Source organism: Corallococcus sp. AB011P, from assembly GCF_003611605.1.
GTDB classification, from domain to species: domain Bacteria; phylum Myxococcota; class Myxococcia; order Myxococcales; family Myxococcaceae; genus Corallococcus; species Corallococcus coralloides.
The window spans coordinates 73,795-94,185 of sequence record NZ_RAVX01000019.1 but is presented as its reverse complement, the minus strand read 5'-3'; the positions used below and the strand labels follow the sequence as shown (position 1 = coordinate 94,185).

Here is a 20,391-nt window from a genome sequence, read left to right as displayed (position 1 = left end):
TCACCTCCGCCGCCAGCGCCCTCCAGCCCTGGATGAGACTCCACACCGTGTCCCAGCCCAGGTACGCAATCAGCGCCACCGTCAGCGTCGCCGCCACTCCCTTCGTCAGCAGTGGCTCCGGCACCAGCCACAGGCTGAAGTACACGGCACCCGTCATCACCAGCAGGGACACCGTCGCCTCGGGGTCCACCATCCCCTCCAGCGCTTCGGCTGTCTCCTCCCACACCGAGTCCAACGCGATTCGGAAGGCCAGTGTCCGCATGCCCTCCTCATCCAGCGTCAGCCCTCTGTCCAACAGGTGCAGGCAATCTCCGGACAGCCGCTTGCGCACGCACCAGCGCCCGTAGGCGGCCTCCAGCTCCGTGCTCCCTTGAGCCACTCGGACGCGGCCCTGCCTCGGGTCATCCACGGACACGACGCCCAGTGAGGCCCGCGGACGCTCCGCTGCGGGATTCAACAGCCGGAGTGCTTCCCTCCTCGGATGCACCGACACTGGCGCTCCTCGCGCCAGCGTCCGCACCGCCTTCTCGAAGGTGTCTCCCTCCAGCGCCACGGGCCGCGTGTCCGTGCGCGGCGTGTGCTCACGCGCTCGGCCTTCTCCCGTGTCCAACCGCCATGTCCGTGACGTCGCGCAGCCCGTCACCAGCAGCATCCACATCACGCACAGCCAGCGCAGCGACATGGACTGCCTCCAGGTCTGGACTGCTACACCACGGGCTGGCGCCAGGCCTTGGACAGGTGGCCGGGGTGGGACTGGTTGAAGCGGTGGAGCAACTCCTCCCGGCCGTGCTCCAGCAGGTACGTCAGCTCCCGGGGCATCAGCGTCTTCACGGTGACCAGCCGGACCTCTCCGTCCGGCATCGTGAAGTGGGTGGGGAGCGTGGGCGTGTCCATGCCCAGGAGCACGGCCACTCGGCCGTCTTTGGACAGGAGCGGTTCGGGCATGAGCTCTCCGTCCACTTCCATGGAGAGGATGCCGGTCCTCGCCGGTTCGCGCAGGTGTTCGTGGCCTACGAGCTCGTTGGCGATTCGTTCCAGCAGCGTCACGGGCCAGTCTGTCTGCGGCTCGTTGGTTTCCAGCGCGAGCTCCAGGCCGAAACCAACAGACGGCTCCACCGTATCCACGAAGAAGTCGGAGAGGCCGTCCGTCACGAAGAGGGTGCGCCCTTCGGGCCGGTGGATGACGCGCCAGACCTGGCGCTTCGCGGGCCAGCCTCCTCCGACGACGATGGGGAGGATGGCTCTTTCATCCAGCGTGCCCAGTGTGCGCCAGAACGCGGTGCGTGCCGTTTCCGTTCGCTCGTAGAGCACCTTGAGCTTGCGGTTGTGTTCGCGCTCCTTGGGGCTGACTTCGGACGGGCCCGTGACTTCCCGGAACTTCACTCCGGTGATGTTCGCGTGCTCCAGCGCTTCCTTGATGTCCTCGGAGACGATGAGCGCAACAGTCCACCCCCAGGTGCGGAAGACCTTGGCATTGCCCACCTTCGTCGTGTCGATGCGCATGCCAGCGACGTCCCTGTATTTCCCCACCTTCTCTGGACGCCCATCTTCAGGCTTCCAATACAGCACCTCTTCAGAAGTCTCGTCGTCGATGCACCTGACAAGATGGAGCACGTTGACGAGGAAGTGCGGTCCTGGCTCCGATGCGACCGTCACGGGAAGCAGCTGAACATCATCCGGGGCGAGCCGGGTCAGGATGGCTGCCGCTTCCGCGTGAACGACGGGCGCGAGACCGATGCCTGCCAGCGTGAAGCCCAATGGCTGACCGACCTGGTCGACCGGAATCTTCAAGGGCGTTTCCAGGCTGACGGGTTCACCCTTCCTGAACATCCACGGATTGGCGACCTCCCGGCCGGACGCATCGATGGGATCGCCCAGCGACCACCGATCGGGGACATACAGATCGTCGATCAGTTCGAAGTACCGCATCGCCACGAGAGACTCCCGCCCAGCTATGACTTCGTGACCCACTTATGGAGCGTCGTGCTCGTGTTCAAGATGTCGCTGGCGAGCCGACGAAGCTCGTTGGTGAGCGCCTCGCGGCATTGATGGATGCTGCCACAGTCTTCCATTGCTTCGTTCAACCGGGAGAGCACTCTTTGATGGTACGCCTCGGGATGAGGACCCTTATGGCCCGGGACACGGACTTTGTTCGCGGGATCATCCAGGGACATGCCCGCACGGTCGAAGAGCCTCTGGAACTGGGGTGACCACGGCCCACCGTTGTGCGTGGCCTCCCACCACTTGTTCGTGGCGATGTGATGCTCGTGGACTTCAACGGGCGCCGGGACATTCGGTCCCTTCGCGGACATCGCCACCGCGTTGGGTGCCAGTGCAATGGTCACCTCGCCGCTCGCGGATACCTCAATCGCTGAGACCTCCGCCGCCGCCACCAGCCGGAAGCCTCCCTGCTCCGCGCCCACCAGTGCGGCCTGCGCTGAGCCCGGCAATGTCGCGACCCGCGTCGCCAGCGTCTGCGCCGTGCTCCCCAGCGCCGCCATCGCCAGCATCACGAAGGCCCTTGCCGCCTGCTTTCCCATCACCTCGCCGTACTTCTCCCCCGCGTCCCGGATGCCGTCGAACGTCTCTGCTTCCCTCACCTCCGCCGCCAGCGCCCTCCAGCCCTGGATGAGACTCCACACCGTGTCCCAGCCCAGGTACGCAATCAGCGCCACCGTCAGCGTCGCCGCCACTCCCTTCGTCAGCAGTGGCTCCGGCACCAGCCACAGGCTGAAGTACACGGCACCCGTCATCACCAGCAGGGACACCGTCGCCTCGGGGTCCACCATCCCCTCCAGCGCTTCGGCTGTCTCCTCCCACACCGAGTCCAACGCGATTCGGAAGGCCAGTGTCCGCATGCCCTCCTCATCCAGCGTCAGCCCTCTGTCCAACAGGTGCAGGCAATCTCCGGACAGCCGCTTGCGCACGCACCAGCGCCCGTAGGCGGCCTCCAGCTCCGTGCTCCCTTGAGCCACTCGGACGCGGCCCTGCCTCGGGTCATCCACGGACACGACGCCCAGTGAGGCCCGCGGACGCTCCGCTGCGGGATTCAACAGCCGGAGTGCTTCCCTCCTCGGATGCACCGACACTGGCGCTCCTCGCGCCAGCGTCCGCACCGCCTTCTCGAAGGTGTCTCCCTCCAGCGCCACGGGCCGCGTGTCCGTGCGCGGCGTGTGCTCACGCGCTCGGCCTTCTCCCGTGTCCAACCGCCATGTCCGTGACGTCGCGCAGCCCGTCACCAGCAGCATCCACATCACGCACAGCCAGCGCAGCGACATGGACTGCCTCCAGGTCTGGACTGCTACACCACGGGCTGGCGCCAGGCCTTGGACAGGTGGCCGGGGTGGGACTGGTTGAAGCGGTGGAGCAACTCCTCCCGGCCGTGCTCCAGCAGGTACGTCAGCTCCCGGGGCATCAGCGTCTTCACGGTGACCAGCCGGACCTCTCCGTCCGGCATCGTGAAGTGGGTGGGGAGCGTGGGCGTGTCCATGCCCAGGAGCACGGCCACTCGGCCGTCTTTGGACAGGAGCGGTTCGGGCATGAGCTCTCCGTCCACTTCCATGGAGAGGATGCCGGTCCTCGCCGGTTCGCGCAGGTGTTCGTGGCCCACGAGCTCGTTGGCGATTCGTTCCAGCAGAAGCTGCTGCCAGCTCTTCGCCACGTTCTCCACGGACTCGTCGGTTTCGAGCGCGAGTTCCAGGCCGAAGCCCACGGAGGGCTCTGCCTTGTCAGCGAAGAAGTTGGAGAGACCGTCCGTTACGAAGAGCGTTCGGCCTCCGGGGCGATGGATGACGCGCCAGATCTCGCTCCTCGCCGGCCAACCGCCTCCGACGACGATGGGAATGACGAAGTTGTCGTCCATGGTGCCCAGCGTGCGCCAAAAGGCTTCGCGCGGTGTCGTGGACCGTTCGTAGAGTTCGCGGAGTCTGCGATTGTGCGCGCGTTCCTCGGGGCTGAGCTCACTGGGGCCCGTGACTTCGGTGAATCTCACCCCTGTGACGTTCGCGCGCTCCAACGCCTCCTTGATGTCCTCGGAGACGATGAGCGCGAGGGTCCAGCCCCAGGGACGAAATACCTTCGTGTTCCCTACTTTCGTCACGTCAATGCGCATGCCGGAAACGGCGCGGTACTCGCCTACCTTCTCGGGTTGGCCGTCCTCCGGTTTCCAATACTGCACCTCCGCCGTCTGCTGATCGTCGATGCATCGGATGTTCCGGGTCGCGACGAGCAGGAAATACGGATCGGTCTCCCCATCGACATCAACAGGAATGAGCTGTACGTCCTCGGGCGCCAGTTTCTGAAAGATGCTCGCGACTCGCTGATGCATGACAGGAGCCCCACCTACGCCCGCATGGGAGAACTCGAGCGAGGTTCCTGGATGATAGATGGGGATCCGGAGTCGCTCCTCCACTTGTACCGGACAGCCATCCGCGAATTGCCAGGGGTCATCGACTTCATGTCCCTGTGAGTTCCAGGGGTCACCGAGCAGCCAGCGGGTCTGGATGCTCATGTCATCGTAAAGCTCGAAGTACCGTTCCGGCATGAGGACTCCTTGTTACTCAGCCCGAGTGACCCATTTGTTGAGCTTGGTGCCTTCTGTCCGGATCTCCAAAGCCAGGGACTTCAGTCCGTTCACCAGGGCCTCTCTACATTGATTCATGCTTCGGCAGCGGCCTGTTGCCCGCAACAAGCGCCTCAAGACTTCTCGATGGTACTCCTCGGGATGTGGCCCCCTGTGTCCTGCGATGCTGACCTTGTTCGCAGGATCGTCCAGGGACATGCCCGCGCGGTCGAAGACCCTCTGGAACTGGGGTGACCACGGCCCACCGTTGTGCGTCGCCTCCCACCACTTGTTCGTGGCGATGTGATGCTCGTGGACTTCAACGGGCGCCGGGACGTTCGGTCCCTTCGCGGACATCGCCACCGCGTTCGGCGCCAGCGCGAGGGTCACCTCGCCGCTCGCGGATACCTCAATCGCTGAGACCTCCGCCGCCGCCACCAGCCGGAAGCCTCCCTGCTCCGCTCCCACCAGCGCCGCCTGCGCAGAGCCCGGCAATGTCGCGACCCGCGTCGCCAGCGTCTGCGCCGTGCTTCCCAGCGCCGCCATCGCCAGCATCACGAAGGCCCTTGCCGCCTGCTTACCCATCACCTCCCCGTACTTCTCCCCCGCGTCCCGGATGCCGTCGAACGTCTCTGCTTCCCTCACCTCCGCCGCCAGCACCCTCCAGCCCTGGATGAGACTCCACACCGTGTCCCAGCCCAGGTACGCAATCAGTGCCACCGTCAGCGTCGCCGCCACGCCCTTCGTCAGCAGCGGCTCCGGTACCAGCCACAGGCTGAAGTACACCGCTCCCGTCATCACCAGCAGCGACACCGTCGCCTCGGGGTCCACCATCCCCTCCAGCGCTTCGGCCGTCTCCTCCCACACCGAGTCCAACGCGATTCGGAAGGCCAGTGTCCGCTTGCCCTCCTCATCCAGCGTCAGCCCTCTGTCCAACAGGTGCAGGCAGTCTCCAGACAACCGCTTGCGCACGCACCAGCGTCCGTAGGCGGCCTCCAGCTCCGTGCCCCCTTGAGCCACGCGGACACGGCCCTGCCTCGGGTCATCCACGGAGACGACGCCCAGCGAGGCTCGCGGACGCTCCGCTCCGGGATTCAACAGCCGGAGCGCCTCCCTCCTCGGATGCACCGACACCGGCGTTCCTCGCGCCAGCGTCCGCACCGCCTTCTCGAAGGTGTCGCCCTCCAGCGCCACGGGCCGCGTGTCCGTGCGCGGCGTGTGCTCACGCGCCCGGCCTTCTCCCGTGTCCAACCGCCATGTCCGTGACGTCGCGCAGCCCGTCACGAACAACACCCACAGCACGCACCACCCGCGCGCTGGCATGTTCGTTTCCGCTCAGCCTCGCAGCGCCACTCCCAGCTCCGCGTCTCCGTGCTTCAGCCAGGTCCTTGCCGCGGACTCCTGCCAGAAACGGCGGAGGATCTTGTCCGTCCCGCTCCCGGACGCCACCCGGTTCAACTGCAACGCGACGATCTGGTTCTGCACCAACTCCGCCACCCGCGTCACCCCGGAGCGCAGCCCGTACTCCTGCACCCTCCGGATGAGGTCCGCCGCCTCCGGTGACGCCGGCCGGAACGTGCGCAGGTCCGCTTCAATCTTGATGGCCTGCCCCGCCACTTCATCCGTCGCGGCGCGCAGGTCCTCCACGAAGCGCTGCATCTCCTCCAGCCGGATGTAGCCCTCCAGCGCGAAGCTCACGATGGATTCCGCTCGGTCCACGTCGATTCGATACATCGAGGCCCCCTTCGTGAGACTGCGTCAAACCTTCTCCTCCATCAGGCCTCTACGTGCCAACGTCCGGAGGGATGAGTCCCCTATTCAGGACTCCACTCCCACCTGCTCCAGAAGGAGGGCCAGCCCTCGCGCCGCCGCGGCCTGCCGCACCTGCCGCCGGTCCCCTTCGAACCGGTGACGCTCCACCACCGCGGCCCTCCCCCGCCGCTGTACCGCGATGAACACCAGCCCCACCGGCTTCGCCTCCGTCCCTCCCCCGGGCCCCGCGATGCCTGTCTCCGCCACCGCCCAGTCCGCCCACGAACGCTCCAGTGCCCCCGCCGCCATCGCGCCCACCGCCTCCGCGCTCACCGACCCGTGCGCCTGCAACAACGCCAGCGGCACTCCCAGCTGCTCCCCCTTCGACTCGTTCGAGTACGGCACGAACCCGCGATCCACCACCGCGGATGCCCCCGGCACCTCCGTCAGCGCCGCCGTCATCAGCCCTCCCGTACAGGCCTCCGCCAATGCCAGCCGCACGCCGGCCTCACGGCACCTCGCGATGACCTTCGGCGCCAATGCCTCCAGGTCGCTCACGCGCCCGCCCCTGGCACCGCCGCCAGCACCGACACCAGCACATCGCCCCGGAAGGTGATGCCCACCGTGCCCTCCTCCACGCACAAGCCCACGGCCGGGTGCACCTCGTCCGGACACACCGCCTCCAGCCCGCCTCGCGGCGCGAAGCCCGCACGCTGCAACCGCTCCCACCAGGCCAGGGCCGGCTCGTGGCGCTCACACCGCTCCGACTCGTTCACCGTGCCCACGATGTCATCCACCTCCCGGCCGAAGAACCGCTTGATGGCGCGACGCTCCGCGCCCGGTATCTCCAGCGTATCCAGCAGCTGGAACACCCGGGAGAAGTGATTCCACGCGTTCTTCAATCGCTCACGCGCCGGTGCGCGGTGGTGATCCACGTGCGGCTCGCACATCACCACGCCCACCGGTCCCAGCGACGCCAGCCTCGCCAGCACCGCGTCGCGCGCCTCCATGCCAGACGTCTCCTTCTCCGCCACGTGGTGCAGCGCGAACGCCGCGTTCACCACCAGCGGCCGGCGCACGGCTCGCAACGCCGCCCATGTCGCCATGTCCAGGTCCTCCACCGGCGCCTCCAGCTTCACGAACTCGAGCGACAGCCCCACCTCCTCCGCCACCGCCAGCACCGCGTCGCGCGCCTCCACCAGGCTCGTGCCGCTGGGGTCCACTCCCACCACCGTCAGGTGCCGGGGCAGCGCGCCCGCCCTCGCCAGCGCTCGCAGCAGGTTGCACTCCTGCCGCCCCTGCCCGATGCCCACGTCCAGCAGCGTCGCCTCCGCGTGTCCTCGCAGGAAGTCCGCGAGCAGCGCGTTCGCCACCGCGTCCGCCGCCGACGCCAGCGGCAGGTGCTTCATCAACCGCCGGAACAACTCAATCTGTGGCGCGCTCCCGTCCACCTCCGAGGCCCGGTACGGATGCAGCGCCCCTGTCGCGCCTTCCAACCGGCGCGACAAGGCCGTGGCGAACACGGCGTAGTTCTCGTCCTCGGGAATGCGCTCCGCGTCCAACAACCGGTAGAGCGCAGCCAGCGCTTCCACCGCATCCATCGTCCGCGCTGACAACGCATGGTCCATCGCCCGGAGCAGCAGTTCGTCCTTCGGCGTCCGCATGCGCCCTCCCCGCGGAACCCTGGCCGTGGCTTCCGCTCGACATGAAAAAGTGTAACGACCGCCCATGTCGCGGCTCCAGGGGGCGGCACCTCGGGACAGAGGGCCGTGCGCGTTCACACAGCGCGCCGCCCCCGCGGTCGGACTGGCGCGGCGCGGGGGCAATGACGGGGGACACGAGCGGCCCGGCGCCCCCTGACACTGCATCCACTAGACTGCGCGTGAAAAGGCACCACCGGGATTCGCCTCCCGGTCCGTATGCCCTGCGTGAACCGACTTCCGCCCCGGGCCGGGGAAGTCATGGGCGCCTTGGGCCGAATCCATGAATGCAGTGTCCTCGCCGGGCCGGAGCACTCTGGCGACAGCGCGGGTGTCACTTTTGTAGGGGTCCGGTGTTGAAGCGCCCGCCCATGTTCCTCCCCCATACCGTCCCCCTGGTGCTGGCCGCCGTGCTCCTGTCCGGCGCGACCGCCCGCGCGCAGGGCGTTCCCTCCGCCACCAGCACGCCTCGCGCCGTGGAGGTGGACGTCCACACCACCGACGCGGGTCAGGCCCTCTCCGCCGAGGACGCCGTCCGTCTGGGCCTCTCCCCCGACGCGGGCGATACGACGCTCGTGCCCCCCAGCCTCACCGCCGACGCTCCCGCCGCGTGGCCGGAAGGCCTGGAGGGCACACCCGGCGAAGTGGAGCTGGAGCTGCTGGTGGACGTGGAGGGCCGCGTCGCGGAGGCGAAGGTGGTGCGCGCCGCCGCCGAGCCTCGCCTCACCGACGCGGCGCTCGCCGCGGCCCCGGGCCTGCGCTTCACCCCGGCCACGCTGGCCGGGAGCCCCGTGGCCGTGCGCCTGCCCTTCGTCTACCGCTTCACGCCGCCCGTGCAGGTCCCCGCCTCCACCACGCGCCTCACTGGCGAGGTGCGCGCACGCGGCACGCGCAAGCCCCTCTCCGACGCGGCCCTCTTCCTGGACGGCGCTTCGGAGCCCGCCGCCACCACGGACGCGCAGGGCCTCTTCACGCTGGACGTGTCGCCGGGCCCTCACACGCTGGAGGTCCGCGCTCCAGGCCATGCGACGACGACGTTCACGGAGACGCTGACGCAGGGCCAGACACTCCAGGTCATCTACCGGCTCCAGCCTCGCGAGGTGAACCCCTACGAGACCGTCGTGCGCGACGAGCGTCCGCGTACGGAGGTCACCCGCATCAGCCTGCATGAGCAGGAGATCCGCGAGGTGCCCGGCACGCTGGGCGACCCGTTCCGCGTGGTGATGCTGATGCCGGGTGTGGGCAGCCTCGCGTCCGGCATCAGCTACCCGGTGGTGCGCGGCAGCCAGCCCGCCGCCACGGGCTTCTTCCTGGACGGTGTGCGCATCCCGATGCTGTACCACCTGCTGCTCGGGCCCGCGGTGGTGCACCCGGACTTCATCGACACCGTGGACTTCTATCCGGGCACGCCGCCGGTGCAGTACGGCCGCGTGCTGGGCGGCGCGGTGGAGGGGCGCCTCAGCCGTCCTCGCGAAGACCGGCTGCACTTCACCGCGTACGCGGACCTGCTCAACGCGGGCGGCTTCATCGAACAGCCCTTTGAATCCACGGGCACCAGCGTCAGCCTCGCGGGCCGCTTCAGCTACTCCGCGCTGCTCATCTCGCTGGCGGCCAACGTGCTCCAGCGCCCGGAAGCGGAGCAGCTGCGCGCGGGATTCTGGGACTACCAGGCACGCATCGAGCAGAAGGTGGGCCAGGGACGCCTGCGCCTGTTCGCGCTGGGAAGCTCCGACGACGTGGGCATCGCGCCGGAGATGCTGGCAGGGGCGGAGGGCGGCGGCGTCGTGTCGCGCTTCCACCGCATCGACCTGCGCGGCACGCACCCGGTGGCGGAGGGCGAGGGCGAGGTCGGCGTCACCCTGGGCTGGGACGGACTGGGCCTCACCGGCGAGGAGACGCAAAACGCCGGGGGTACCCTCGTCCGCCAGGACGTGGGCGAGTACGGGCTGAGCCAGGTGAGCGTCGCCGCTCGCGCGGGGTGGCGGCGAGCGCTGACGCCGTCGCTCGACGTCGCCGTGGGCGCGGACGTGGAGCACCGCCGCTCCGCCACCACGCTCATCGGCACCGCTCGGCCTCCGGGCTGGCGGCCCTCCGACGACGCGGATCCGCTCAAGCGGCCCAGCGCGCTGGCCACCTTCTCCGGCGCGTATGCGTCCGTCACGTGGAAGCCCTCGGAAGACTGGGTGGTGACGCCGGGCCTGCGCGTGGATGCGTACCACCTGGTGCCGGGTATGACGTTCACCGCGGTGGAGCCGCGCCTGTCCGTACGCCGCACACTGACGGACACCCTCACGCTCAAGGGCGGCGCGGGCCTGTTCCACCAGCCGCCCACCGTGCTCGTGCACGTGCCCGCCATCGACACCGCGAGCCTGCGCTACGGCCTCCAGTCCGGCGCGCAGTTCGACGTGGGCGCGGAGTGGAAGGCCTTCGAGGGGCTGGAGCTGAGCGCGGACGCGTACTTCAACCCGCTGTCCCGCGCGGTGGAGTTCGACCTGGTGGACGTGGCGGAGAACCGCCGCCGCCGGGGCGGCCTGGGCGAGGACCCCGCCACCACCGGCTACGCCTACGGCTTCGACCTGATGGCGCGCCATCCGCTGGGCCGCCACTGGTTCGGCTGGGTGTCCTACAGCTTCCTGCAGAGCAAGCGGAAGGCGCGCTTCGCCCGCATCGGCGATGACAACCGCGTGCTGGAGACGGTGGAGGGCACGCTGCCCTTCGCCTTCGAGCAGGCGCACACCTTCAACGCCGCGCTCAGCTACAAGTTCGGCAACAACTGGACCGTGGGCACGGTGGTGCACTTCAACACCGGCCGTCCGGAGACGGGGCAGCTCACCTCCCAGACGCAGCGCTGGGTGACGAACGCCGACGGCTCGACGGAATGGGTGCGGCAGGATCTGGACCGCACGCAGCGGCTGGCGCCGTTCTTCCGCGTGGACGCGCGCATCGCGAAGTCGTGGGCCTACCAGGACTTCACGCTGGATGCGTCGCTCGACGTGCTCAACCTTTCCGCACAACAGGAGGTGGTGGCCTACGAGTACCGCTCCGAAGGCGGCGACTACGAGGGCTCCCCCCACAAGGACGTCCGCCCCGTGCGGGTCCCCATGCGCATCCCCGTCATCCTCCCCCTCTTCGGGCTCAAGGCGACCTACTGACATGCGACGCGCACTCGTCACTTCCCTGGGACTGCTGGCCTTCACCACCGCTGGCTGCGACCGCTATCCCGAGGACCCCATCTTCGCGTACGGCCGCGCGCTCCACCTCGACGGCACGCCGCGCTCCGGCGAGACGCTGACCCTGGAGCGGCTGGAGGACGACGTCTTCACGCCGCTCACCACCGCCACCACGGAGGCCTCGGGCGACTTCACCCTGGAGATGCTGTCCGGGGACGCCGTGCGCGAGGAGGACTACTACAGGCGCCCGAACCGCCTGCGGCTGGCGCTGCCGCTGGACGCGGACGGCAGCGGCACCTTCCTCTCGTTCACCATGCAGGACGACGTGGAGCTGCCCACGCTGAAGCCGTGGGATGCGCGCCCGATCGTAGGCAGCAGCGACCAGGGCCCCACCGTGGCCTTCCCGCCCGCGCCCCCGGCACCTCCCGTGCCGGAGACCGGCGACACGCTGGAGCTGCTCGCCGACGACGGTTCGACGATTCCCCTGCCGCCCACCGCCCCGGAGCCCCTGCTGTGGGTCACGTCCGGCGGCGAGCTGCTCTGGCGGCAGAAGGGCACGGAGTCCCCATGGACGCCGAGCCCGTACGTGCTGGAGGACTTCGCCGCGCCCCAGGTGCGGCTGCGCGCCGCCAGCATGGGCTCGTGGTTGTTCTCTCCGCTGGGCGGTGAGCCCAGCTCCGTCTATTTCCGGCAGGAATGGCGCACCGGCGCCGAACCGCTGCCCGCAGGGACGCTGCGCCCCATCAGTCGCGGCGCGACGTGCGAGCCGTCCTTTCCGGATGTCTGTCCATGGACGGATGGCCTGCTCACCCCGGTGGACTTCTGGGAGAAGGAGACCGACCCCCGCTTCCACAACGTCGTCATCACCCTGCCCCAGCCGGCCCTGCCACGCCGCGCGGTGGTGCGCGGGCTGTACTACCTGCAAGGCAGGGGCGGTAAGGATTGGCTCGTCCTGGAGGGCAGTGTTGACGGCGAACAGTGGCAATCCCTGGCGCGCGTCGTACTGCGGGACATGAGCCCGCTGGAGCAGTCCCTGCGCGATGCGACGTTCGGCCTCTACACCGAGCCTGCCGAGGGGGCATCTCCCTATGGGGACGGGATGCTCCGCCTGGGCGTCCAGGAGCCGGTCTTCCAGGACGTGCCCCTCACCCCCACCGGGCCCGTGCGCTTCGTGCGGCTCTCCGTGGAATCCCTCATCTACGACGGAACCGCCCCACCCGCTGAGTTCTATACCCTCTCTGAGTTGTCCATCTTTGAATAGTCATTGCGGATGACCCTCCAACCCCCAGAAGTTGCTTGTCTGGGTGGAGCCCGGGAGTCCTGCCCAATCAAATAAATCAAGAAATAAAGGGCGAACCGTTCTTCTCTTGCAGCACCGCTCATTCGTGCCCGAGGAGGGCCCCGATGATTGCGCTGACCTGGACGTATGGGCAGCTCCTCAAGGGATTGACGGAGCGGGTGCGCCGGGTGCTGCTGGTGCAGGTGCTCATCCTGGCGCCGAGCTTCGGGGTGCTGGAGCTGGACCCATGGGGTCCTTCGCACCGAGGGCTTTCCCTGACACGTCTGGCGCTGTGGGGCTGCGCCGTGGGGCTGTTGTGGGCCCTGCACCGGTATGCCTTCGGGCGCTCGCGGGTGGCGTCATGGCAGCGCGTGCTGTGGGTGACGGCGCTGTGCTGGCTGGGGCAGTGGCTGGGCGGCTTCGTCGCGCTGGAGGCGTTGCCGCGCTCGCTCCAGCAGTGGTCCGGGGCGCGGTGGATCCACGTGGGCTTCACCGTGTTGTTCTTCTGGGCGGCGACCGCGCTGCTCTACCGGCTGGCCGCGCCAATGCCGGAGCCTGAGGCCGCTCCCGCCGCGCCCACGGGCCCCCAGGCCCCGTCCGGCAAGAAGGGCTTCACGCGCGCGGAGCGTCCAGCGGGAGCCTGAGCCTCGCGCGGCACCCACGGCCGTCCGTGCGGTTCTCCAGACGCAGGCTGCCTCCGTGCGCTTCGGCGATCTGCCGGCTGAGCGCCAGGCCGATGCCGCTGCCCTGGGGCTTGGTGGTGAAGAAGGGCACGAAGAGGTTCGCGGTGTCGGCGAGGCCGGGGCCTTCATCCTCCACCCAGACCTCCACGGCGCCCGGCGCGTGCACCGCCCAGGAAACCCAGACACCGCCCGCGCCTCCTTCCGACAGGACCGCGTCCACGGCGTTGCGCACCAGGTTGATGAGCAGTTGCTCCAGCTGGTCGCCATCTCCAGACACGGTGAGGACGGGGCCCGGGCGCACGGCGACGGGGCGGCGCGGCTCCAGGGCCACCACGCGCCGCACCCAGGGCTCCACTTCGACGGGTCCCAGGGTGGGTGGCGGCAGGCGCGCGAGCCGCGCGTGGGCGGACATGAAGCGGGACAGGGCCTCCGCGCGGCGGGCGATGATGCCCAGGCCGTGACGGGTGTCCTCCTCCCAGTCCGCGGGGCGCGGCACCTGGGTGACGGTGTCCCGGAGGGCGTCCGCGATGGATTGGATGGGGGTGAGGGAGTTGTTGATTTCGTGGCTGAGCACGCGGACCAGCCGGCGCCAGGCTTCACGTTCCTCTTCGCGCAATGCCATACGCAGGTCGGTGAGCACGACGAGCTGGTGGGGCTGGCCGCCTTCACGGAAGGTGCCTCGCCACAGCTCGTAGGGGCCGCCGTCCTGCTGCGCGAAGACGCGCGTGAGGCGGCGGGGGGCGGGGCCTCCCAGCAGGTCGCTCCAGCCGAGGGCCTCGGCGCTTTGGCCCAGGAGCTGCGCGCGCGGCAGGCCCACGAGGCGGGCGCCCGCGCGGTTCACCAGCTTGAGCGTGCCGGAGGCGTCGAAGGCGAGCACCGCGACGTCGATGGCCTCCATGACCTGGCCCAGCAGCGCGCCGGCCTCCATCGCGCCCAGGCGCTGTTCGCGCAGGGTGTCCCCCAGGGCGTTGACCTCCAGGAGCACCTCACCGAGCGGATCACCCGCGCGTCCGCCCCGGCCGCGCACGGAGTAGTCGCCTTCACGCAGGGCGGCCAGCAGGCCCGCGACGGTGTGCAGGGGCCGCACGACGCGCTCGCGAAGCGCCAGGCAGGCTCCGGCGTGCATGCCCACCACGAGCACGGACAGCGTCCAGCGCACCTTGGCGGTGAAGTCCCCCGTCCAGAGGAGCGCGAGCGTCACGAGGACCGCGGGCAGGCCCGCTAGGGCCGCGAGCCACATCACTCGCAGGTCGTACGGCACTCGTGCGTCCGGTTCGTGCGCATCGTGCTTCGTGATGCGCGGGTCGTGCGGCGCAGGGGGACCGCTGTTCACCTTGCGCCCTTGATGCCGTAGTACTGGAGCCGCCGGTAGAGCGCGCTGCGCGACAGCCCCAGCGCCTTCGCGGCTTCGCTCACGTTGCCGTCGTGCCGGCCGAGGGCGCGCTCGATGAGGTAGCGCTCCACCTCCTCCAGCGTCATCTCCTCCAGGCGCGCACTCCCTCCGCCCGGAGGGCCCATCCGCTTGAGCAGCAGGTCCTCCGCTTCCACGCGGTCCCCGACCGCCATCAGCAGCGCGCGCTCCACCGCGTGCTCCAGCTCGCGCACGTTGCCCGGCCACGGGTACGCGATGAGCGCCTCCATTGCTCCCGGTGCCAGGTGGATGTTGGGACGGCCGTAGCGCTGCCCCTGCGCCGCCAGGAAGTGCGCCGCGAGCAACGGGATGTCCTCGCGCCGCTCCCGCAGCGGCGGCAACTGCACCTCCACCGTGTTGAGCCGGTAGAGCAGGTCCTCGCGGAAGCGACCCTCCACCGCCGCCCGGCCCAGGTCCACGTTCGTCGCGCTCACCACGCGCACGTCCACGCGCCGCGTCCGCGACGAGCCCACCGGGTGCAGCTCCCCCGTCTGGAGCACCCGCAGCAGCTTCGCCTGCTGCGTGAGCGGCATGTTCCCAATCTCATCCAGGAAGAGCGTGCCGCCATCCGCCAGTTCGAAGCAGCCGATGCGGTCCGCCTTCGCATCCGTGAAGGCTCCCTTCACGTGGCCGAAGAGCTCGCTCTCGAAGACGCCCTCGGACAGGCCGCCGGAGTTCACCGCGACGAAGGGCCGGTCCGCGCGTGTGCTCGCCGCGTGGAGGAGCCGCGCCACCACCTCCTTGCCCGTGCCGTGCTCCCCCGTCACCAGCACCGGCGCGGACGACGGCGCCACCCGCTCGATGAGCCTGCGCACCGGCTGCATCGCCCGCGACTCGCCCAGCAGCGGAGAGCGTCCGCCCTGCTCGCGGCGCAGGTGCTGGTTCTCCTCCTCCAGCCGCCGGCCGCGCTTCAACGCCCGGGACAGCTCCAGCTGCGTGCGCAGCGTGGCCAGGAGGCGCGTGTTGTCCCAGGGCTTCTGCACGTAGTCGCGCGCGCCCAGGCGCATCGCCTCCACCGCGCCCTCCACGCTGCTCCACGCCGTCATCACCACCACGGGCAGCAGCGCGTCCCTCGCGCGCAGCTCTCCCAGCAGGTCCAGGCCCTCGCGCCCGGACGTGGTGTCGCGCGCGTAGTTCAGGTCCATCAACACCAGGTCCACGTCCTCCGCGTCCAGCGTGGCCTTCACGCCCGCGGGGGACTGGGCGCTCACCACCGTGTAGCCATCGCGCTTGAGCAACAGCCGCAACGCCTCCAGCACGTCCGGCTGGTCGTCGGCCACGAGGACACGGGTGGTACGCGGAGAGGGAGCGGTGGGTTCGGACACGGAGGACGCCACGGGCAGGACTGTGCCAGAAAGGAGGGAACTCAGTCGGCCCGGAGCGCGATGATGGGGTCCACGCGCGTCGCCCGTCGAGCAGGCAGCCACGACGCCCCCAGCGCCACCCCGGTCAGAAGCAGCGCGACCCCGCCGAACGTCCACGGGTCGTCCGCCGACACGCCATACAGCAGCGACCCCAGCAGCCGCGCCAAGCCCAATGACAGGCACAGCCCCACCGCCACGCCCGTGAGCGACAGCCGCAGGCCCTGCGCCAGCACCAGCCGCAGCACGTCCCCTCGCGCCGCGCCCAGCGCCATGCGGATGCCCAGCTCCCGCGTGCGCTGCGTCACCGAGAAGGCGATGACCCCCGACAGCCCCAGCGCCGCGAGCAGCAGCGCGACACCCGCGAACAGCCCCATCACCAGCGCGGACAACCGCCGGGGGCCCGTGGACTGGTCCATCCGCCGCGTGAGCGAGGACACGTCGAACAGCGGCAGGTCCGCGTCCACCGCGCGCACCTCCGCCTCCACCTGGGCGCGCAACGCCTCCGGATCCCCGGACTTCACGCGCACCGTCAGGCCCATGTACACGGACGGCAGCTGCGACAGCGAGTAGTACGCCGCCGGGCGCGCCGGCACGTCCAGGCCCCACTCGCGCAGGTCGTCCACGACGCCCACCACCGTGGTCCACTGCATGTCCTGGCCGTGCAACTTCAACCGCTGCCCCAACGCATCACCCTTCGGCCAGAAGAGGTTCGCGAAGGAGCGGTTGATGACCACCGCCCAGGGCGCGTCCGGCCCGTCCCCGTCCTCGAGCAACCGCCCCTGCCGCAGGTGGACGCGCAGCGCGTGCAGGTAGCCGGGGGTGGCGGCGCGGAACTCCACCGCCTTCCACAGCTCGCCCGGCTGGCGCTGACGCCCCTCGATGTCGAAGCTGTTGTCCATGGAGCCGCCCAGCGGGAGCACGTTCGTCAGCCCCGCGGACTCCACGCCCGGCAGCGCCTGGAGCCGGGGCACCAGGGCCTGCAGGAAGGCCGCCTGCTTCGGCCTGTCCGGGTACTGCACCTTCGGCAGCGCGAGCGCTCCGGTGAGCACGCCGTCGGACTCGAAGCCCGCGTCCACGCGCTGGAGCGCGAGGAAGCTCTTCACGAACAGGCCCGCGCCCACCAGCAACACCAACGCGAGCGACACCTGCGCCACCACCAGCGCGGCGCGCAGCCGGCCCGTGCGGTGGCTTCCCGTGGCGCGCGCGCCTTCACGCATCGCCGCGTGCAGGTCCACGCGGCTGGCCTGGAGCGCGGGCACCAGGCCGAAGAGCACGCCCGTGAGCACCGACACCGCCAACGTGAAGAGCACGGAGACCACGTCCAGCTTCACACCCTGGGCCCGGGGCAGGCCCTCGCCCACCGTGGCCACCAGCGCGTCCGTGCCCCACAGCGCCAGCAGCAGCCCCACCGCGCCCGCCACCAGCGACAGCACCAGGCTCTCCGTGAGGAACTGCGCCACCAGCCGCATCCGGCCCGCGCCCAGCGCCGCGCGGATGGACACCTCGCGACCCCGAGACACCGCCCTCGCGAGCAGCAGGTTGGCCACGCTGGAGCACGCCACCAGCAGCACGAAGCCCACCGCGCCCCAGAGCAGCCACAGCGTCTCGCGGACGCTGCCCACCACCTGGTCCTCCAGCGACTTCACGCTCATGGACCACCCCGCCTGCCGGTACTGGTCCACCAGGTCCGCCGAGCGCGCGTTGCCCATGCGCACCAGGTCCGCGCGCGCTCCGTCCAGCGTCATGCCCGGCTTGAGCCGCGCCATCACGCTCAGGAAGCGGTTGCCGCGCCGGGACTCCGCCTGCTGCTCGGGCGTGGGCGCGAAGGGCAGCACCACCTCCGTGTCCTCTGGATAGACGCCGCCTGGAGGCAGCACGCCCACCACCGTGCGCGGCACGCCGTCCAGCCGCAGCACGCGCCCCAGCACCTCTGGATCCTTCGCGAAGTGCGTACGCCACGCGGCGTCCGTGAGCACGACGACCTGGTCCCGGCCCGGCGTCTCCTCCTCCTGCGTGAAGCCCCGGCCCAGCACCGGCGCGACGCCGAGCGTGGGCAGGAAGGACGCCGTGGCGATGACGACGCGCAGGCGCCGGGGCGACTCCCCACCGGTGAGCGTCATGTCGTCGGGCCGGAAGGCGGACAGCGACACGAAGGCCTTCGTGTGCGTGACCAGGTCCCGGTACTCCGGGATGGAGGTCGACACCTCCTTCAAGCCGAAGGCGTCCAGGTTCGGGGCCAGCAGCACCAGCCGCTCCGGCTGGGTGAACGGCGGCGGCGTGAGCAGCACGCCCTTCACCACGCTGAACACGGCGCTGTTCGCGCCGATGCCCAACGCCAGCGTCAGCACCGCCACCGCCACGAAGCCGGGGGCGTTCTTCAGGGAGCGCCACGCGTAGCGCAAGTCGCCGAGCAGGTGTTCCATGGCCGTGTCCCCTGTCTTTCAGCGAAGCTGCTCGTCCTGCACCACGCGGCCGTCGAACAGGCTCACCGTGCGCGTGGCGATGCGCGCGTGCGCCGGGTCGTGCGTCACCATGCAGATGGTGGAGCCCGCCTTGTGCAGGTCGGACAAGAGCTGCATCACGGCCTCGCCGTTCTTCGAGTCCAGGTTACCGGTGGGCTCGTCCGCCAGGAGGATGAGGGGGTCTCCCGCCACGGCGCGCGCCACCGCCACGCGCTGCTGCTGGCCGCCGGACAACTGCCCCGGCAGGTGACGCGCCCGGTGCGCCATGCCCACGCGCTCCAGGGCCCGCTCCACGCGCTGCTTGCGCTCCTGCGCGGGCAGCCCCCGGTAGGTGAGCGGCAGCTCCACGTTCTCGAAGACGGTGAGGTCGCCGATGAGGTTGAAGCTCTGGAAGATGAAGCCGATGTGCTGGTTGCGCACCTTCGCCCGGTCCGTGGGCGACAGCTCCAGCACGCTCTTGCCATCCAGCAGGTAGCTGCCGCGCGTGGCGGTGTCCAACAGCCCCAGCACCGCGAGCAGCGTGGACTTGCCGGAGCCGGACGGGCCGACAATGGCCACCCATTCGTTCTGGCGGATGGTGAGCTGGATGTTGGAGAGGGCGTGCGTCTCCACCTCCTCCGTCTCGAACACCTTGGTGAGCCCGTCGAGTTGGAGCAGCGCCTTGCCCGGCACCGCGCCCGGGGCCACGGCCTTCGTCTCGCGGTCGTTCGTCATCGTCGTCATCATCGTAGCCTCACGCGCTCCACCGCATCCCACGCGGTCATGTCCGACAGCACCACCTGATCGCCTTCTGAAAGTCCCTGCACGACCTCCACCGCGTTCACCGAGCCGCGGCCCAGCTTCACGGGGATGCGCACCGCCTCGTCGCCTCCGGGCAAGAGCCGGAAGAGCGCCAGCGTGCTCTCCGCCTGGGCTCCCGCCGGACGGCCCACGGACAGCACGTCGTCCAGCCGCTCCAGCTCCACGGTGCCCTCCACGGTGAGGTCCGGCCGGGCGCCCTTGGGCAGCGCGTCCGGCAGCGACACCTCCACGCGCACCGTGCCCTGGCTGGCCGCGGGGGCCACACGCGCCACGATGCCCTCCACCACGCCGTTGCGCGTGTCCACCTGCGCCTTCAAGCCCGGGAGGATGTCGCGCGCCTGCGTCTCCGCGATTCGCAGCTCCGCCTTGAGCCGCTCCGGCTTCACCACCTTGGCCAGGAGCACGCCGGGCGTCACCCACTGGCCCAGCTCCAACGGCAGCTCCTGGAGCACGCCGTCCTCGCCCGCGAGCACCTTCATGGACTCCACCTGCTGGCGGCGGAAGCGCGCCACGGCCTTCAGCCGCTCCACCTGCTCCTGCTGTGAAGCCAGACGCTGGCGCAGGCTCTGGGACATGACGTCCAGGCGCTGGCGCTCCAAGTCCAGACGCTGCCCTGCCTCCTGCGCCTTCTCCTGCGCCTGGCGCGTCTCCAGGTCTCCGACGAAGGCCTTCTGGAAGAGCGCCGCGTTGGCCTGCGCGCGGCGGGTGGCGTCGGCGGACTCGGCGGTGAGGGTGGCCACGGTGGCCTGCTGGGACAGCCGCTGCGTCTGGAGCAGCTCGCGCAGCTCCAGGAAGTCGCCTTCGGCGCTCGCGAGCTGGCGTTCGGCCTCCAGGGCCTGGAGCTGCACGTCCGGGTTGGACAGCTCCAAGAGGAGCGTGCCGGCGGTGACGGTGGCGCCGGGCCTCACGTGGATGCGCTCCACGCGGCCGGCGGTGTCGGCGGTGAGCCAGCGGATGGATTCAGGCACCAGAGAGCCGGTGCCCTTCACCTGGCGCACCAGCGGGCCGCGCTTCACCGTGTCCAACCACACCGAGGCCTTGTCCACGGTGGGCGCGGCGGGGCGCAGCCGGGACAGGCCCACCGTCACCGCCACGAGCGTGGCGAGGCCCAGGGCGGCCAGGAGGTAGGGTTTGCGGCGGGGTGCTCGGGCCTTCGGGATGTCCACGCCCCGGGCCATAGCGAGCCGTGTGCCAGGGCTCCGAGCCGG

At 70.0% G+C, this 20,391-nt stretch carries 15 protein-coding genes and 1 pseudogene; 3 read left to right on the top strand and 13 right to left on the bottom strand.

Annotated features, from left to right (window positions below; genetic code table 11):
* The 8 genes and pseudogenes from D7X30_RS32950 to D7X30_RS32915 all read right to left on the bottom strand — a co-directional run.
* A pseudogene (locus D7X30_RS32950) lies at positions 1-682 on the bottom strand (hypothetical protein); the annotation flags it as partial.
* Positions 683-705: 23 nt separating this feature from the next.
* Complete coding sequence (locus D7X30_RS32945) at positions 706-1,929, bottom strand: imm11 family protein (RefSeq protein WP_120566939.1); 1,224 nt, start codon at positions 1,927-1,929, stop codon at positions 706-708.
* Positions 1,930-1,952: 23 nt separating this feature from the next.
* On the bottom strand, positions 1,953-3,278 hold the full coding sequence (locus D7X30_RS32940) for an AHH domain-containing protein (RefSeq protein WP_120566938.1): 1,326 nt from the start codon (positions 3,276-3,278) through the stop codon (positions 1,953-1,955).
* 23 nt (positions 3,279-3,301) lie between these two features.
* Complete coding sequence (locus D7X30_RS32935; RefSeq protein ID WP_370051876.1) at positions 3,302-4,327, bottom strand: imm11 family protein; 1,026 nt, start codon at positions 4,325-4,327, stop codon at positions 3,302-3,304.
* 228 nt (positions 4,328-4,555) lie between these two features.
* Entirely contained in the window at positions 4,556-5,884 is a 1,329-nt protein-coding gene (locus D7X30_RS32930; RefSeq protein WP_120566936.1) for an AHH domain-containing protein, read from the bottom strand.
* 12 nt (positions 5,885-5,896) lie between these two features.
* Positions 5,897-6,295 carry an STAS/SEC14 domain-containing protein gene (locus tag D7X30_RS32925; RefSeq protein WP_120566935.1) on the bottom strand — a complete coding sequence of 133 codons (399 nt, stop codon included), beginning with the start codon at positions 6,293-6,295 and terminating at the stop codon, positions 5,897-5,899.
* Positions 6,296-6,379: 84 nt separating this feature from the next.
* Positions 6,380-6,871 (bottom strand): CinA family protein, encoded by a 492-nt coding sequence (locus D7X30_RS32920; protein WP_120566934.1) that lies wholly within the window; start codon positions 6,869-6,871, stop codon positions 6,380-6,382.
* Positions 6,868-7,977, bottom strand: coding sequence for a GRAS family protein (locus tag D7X30_RS32915; RefSeq protein WP_120566933.1), 1,110 nt, complete (start codon positions 7,975-7,977; stop codon positions 6,868-6,870). Before D7X30_RS32915 ends, D7X30_RS32920 begins: the two co-directional genes overlap by 4 nt.
* Before the next feature lie 407 nt (positions 7,978-8,384).
* Here D7X30_RS32915 and D7X30_RS32910 point away from each other — a divergent pair, with 407 nt between their 5' ends.
* The 3 genes from D7X30_RS32910 to D7X30_RS32900 all read left to right on the top strand — a co-directional run bounded on the left by D7X30_RS32910 (position 8,385) and on the right by D7X30_RS32900 (position 13,106).
* The gene (locus D7X30_RS32910) at positions 8,385-11,165 is read left to right on the top strand and encodes a TonB-dependent receptor domain-containing protein (protein ID WP_120566932.1); all 2,781 of its coding nucleotides are present in this window, start codon (positions 8,385-8,387) and stop codon (positions 11,163-11,165) included.
* Between the two features lies 1 nt (position 11,166).
* Positions 11,167-12,444 carry a hypothetical protein gene (locus D7X30_RS32905; RefSeq protein WP_120566931.1) on the top strand — a complete coding sequence of 426 codons (1,278 nt, stop codon included), beginning with the start codon at positions 11,167-11,169 and terminating at the stop codon, positions 12,442-12,444.
* 143 nt (positions 12,445-12,587) lie between these two features.
* Positions 12,588-13,106 (top strand): hypothetical protein, encoded by a 519-nt coding sequence (locus D7X30_RS32900; RefSeq protein ID WP_120566930.1) that lies wholly within the window; start codon positions 12,588-12,590, stop codon positions 13,104-13,106.
* Here the strand turns inward: D7X30_RS32900 and D7X30_RS32895 are convergent.
* From D7X30_RS32895 to D7X30_RS32875, 5 genes are all read right to left on the bottom strand, one after another.
* Positions 13,075-14,385, bottom strand: a complete 1,311-nt coding sequence (locus tag D7X30_RS32895; protein WP_120567006.1) for a PAS domain-containing sensor histidine kinase — start codon at positions 14,383-14,385, stop codon at positions 13,075-13,077. The genes D7X30_RS32900 and D7X30_RS32895 overlap by 32 nt on opposite strands.
* A gap of 89 nt (positions 14,386-14,474) precedes the next feature.
* The gene (locus tag D7X30_RS32890) at positions 14,475-15,881 is read right to left on the bottom strand and encodes a sigma-54 dependent transcriptional regulator (RefSeq protein WP_233591925.1); all 1,407 of its coding nucleotides are present in this window, start codon (positions 15,879-15,881) and stop codon (positions 14,475-14,477) included.
* A gap of 41 nt (positions 15,882-15,922) precedes the next feature.
* On the bottom strand, positions 15,923-18,343 hold the full coding sequence (locus tag D7X30_RS32885; RefSeq protein WP_120566928.1) for an ABC transporter permease: 2,421 nt from the start codon (positions 18,341-18,343) through the stop codon (positions 15,923-15,925).
* A gap of 18 nt (positions 18,344-18,361) precedes the next feature.
* Positions 18,362-19,105: an ABC transporter ATP-binding protein gene (locus D7X30_RS32880; RefSeq protein ID WP_233591941.1), complete on the bottom strand. Its 744-nt coding sequence runs from the start codon at positions 19,103-19,105 to the stop codon at positions 18,362-18,364.
* Entirely contained in the window at positions 19,105-20,349 is a 1,245-nt protein-coding gene (locus D7X30_RS32875; RefSeq protein ID WP_120567004.1) for an HlyD family secretion protein, read from the bottom strand. The genes D7X30_RS32880 and D7X30_RS32875 overlap by 1 nt, the downstream gene beginning before the upstream one ends.
* Positions 20,350-20,391 lie beyond the last annotated feature (42 nt).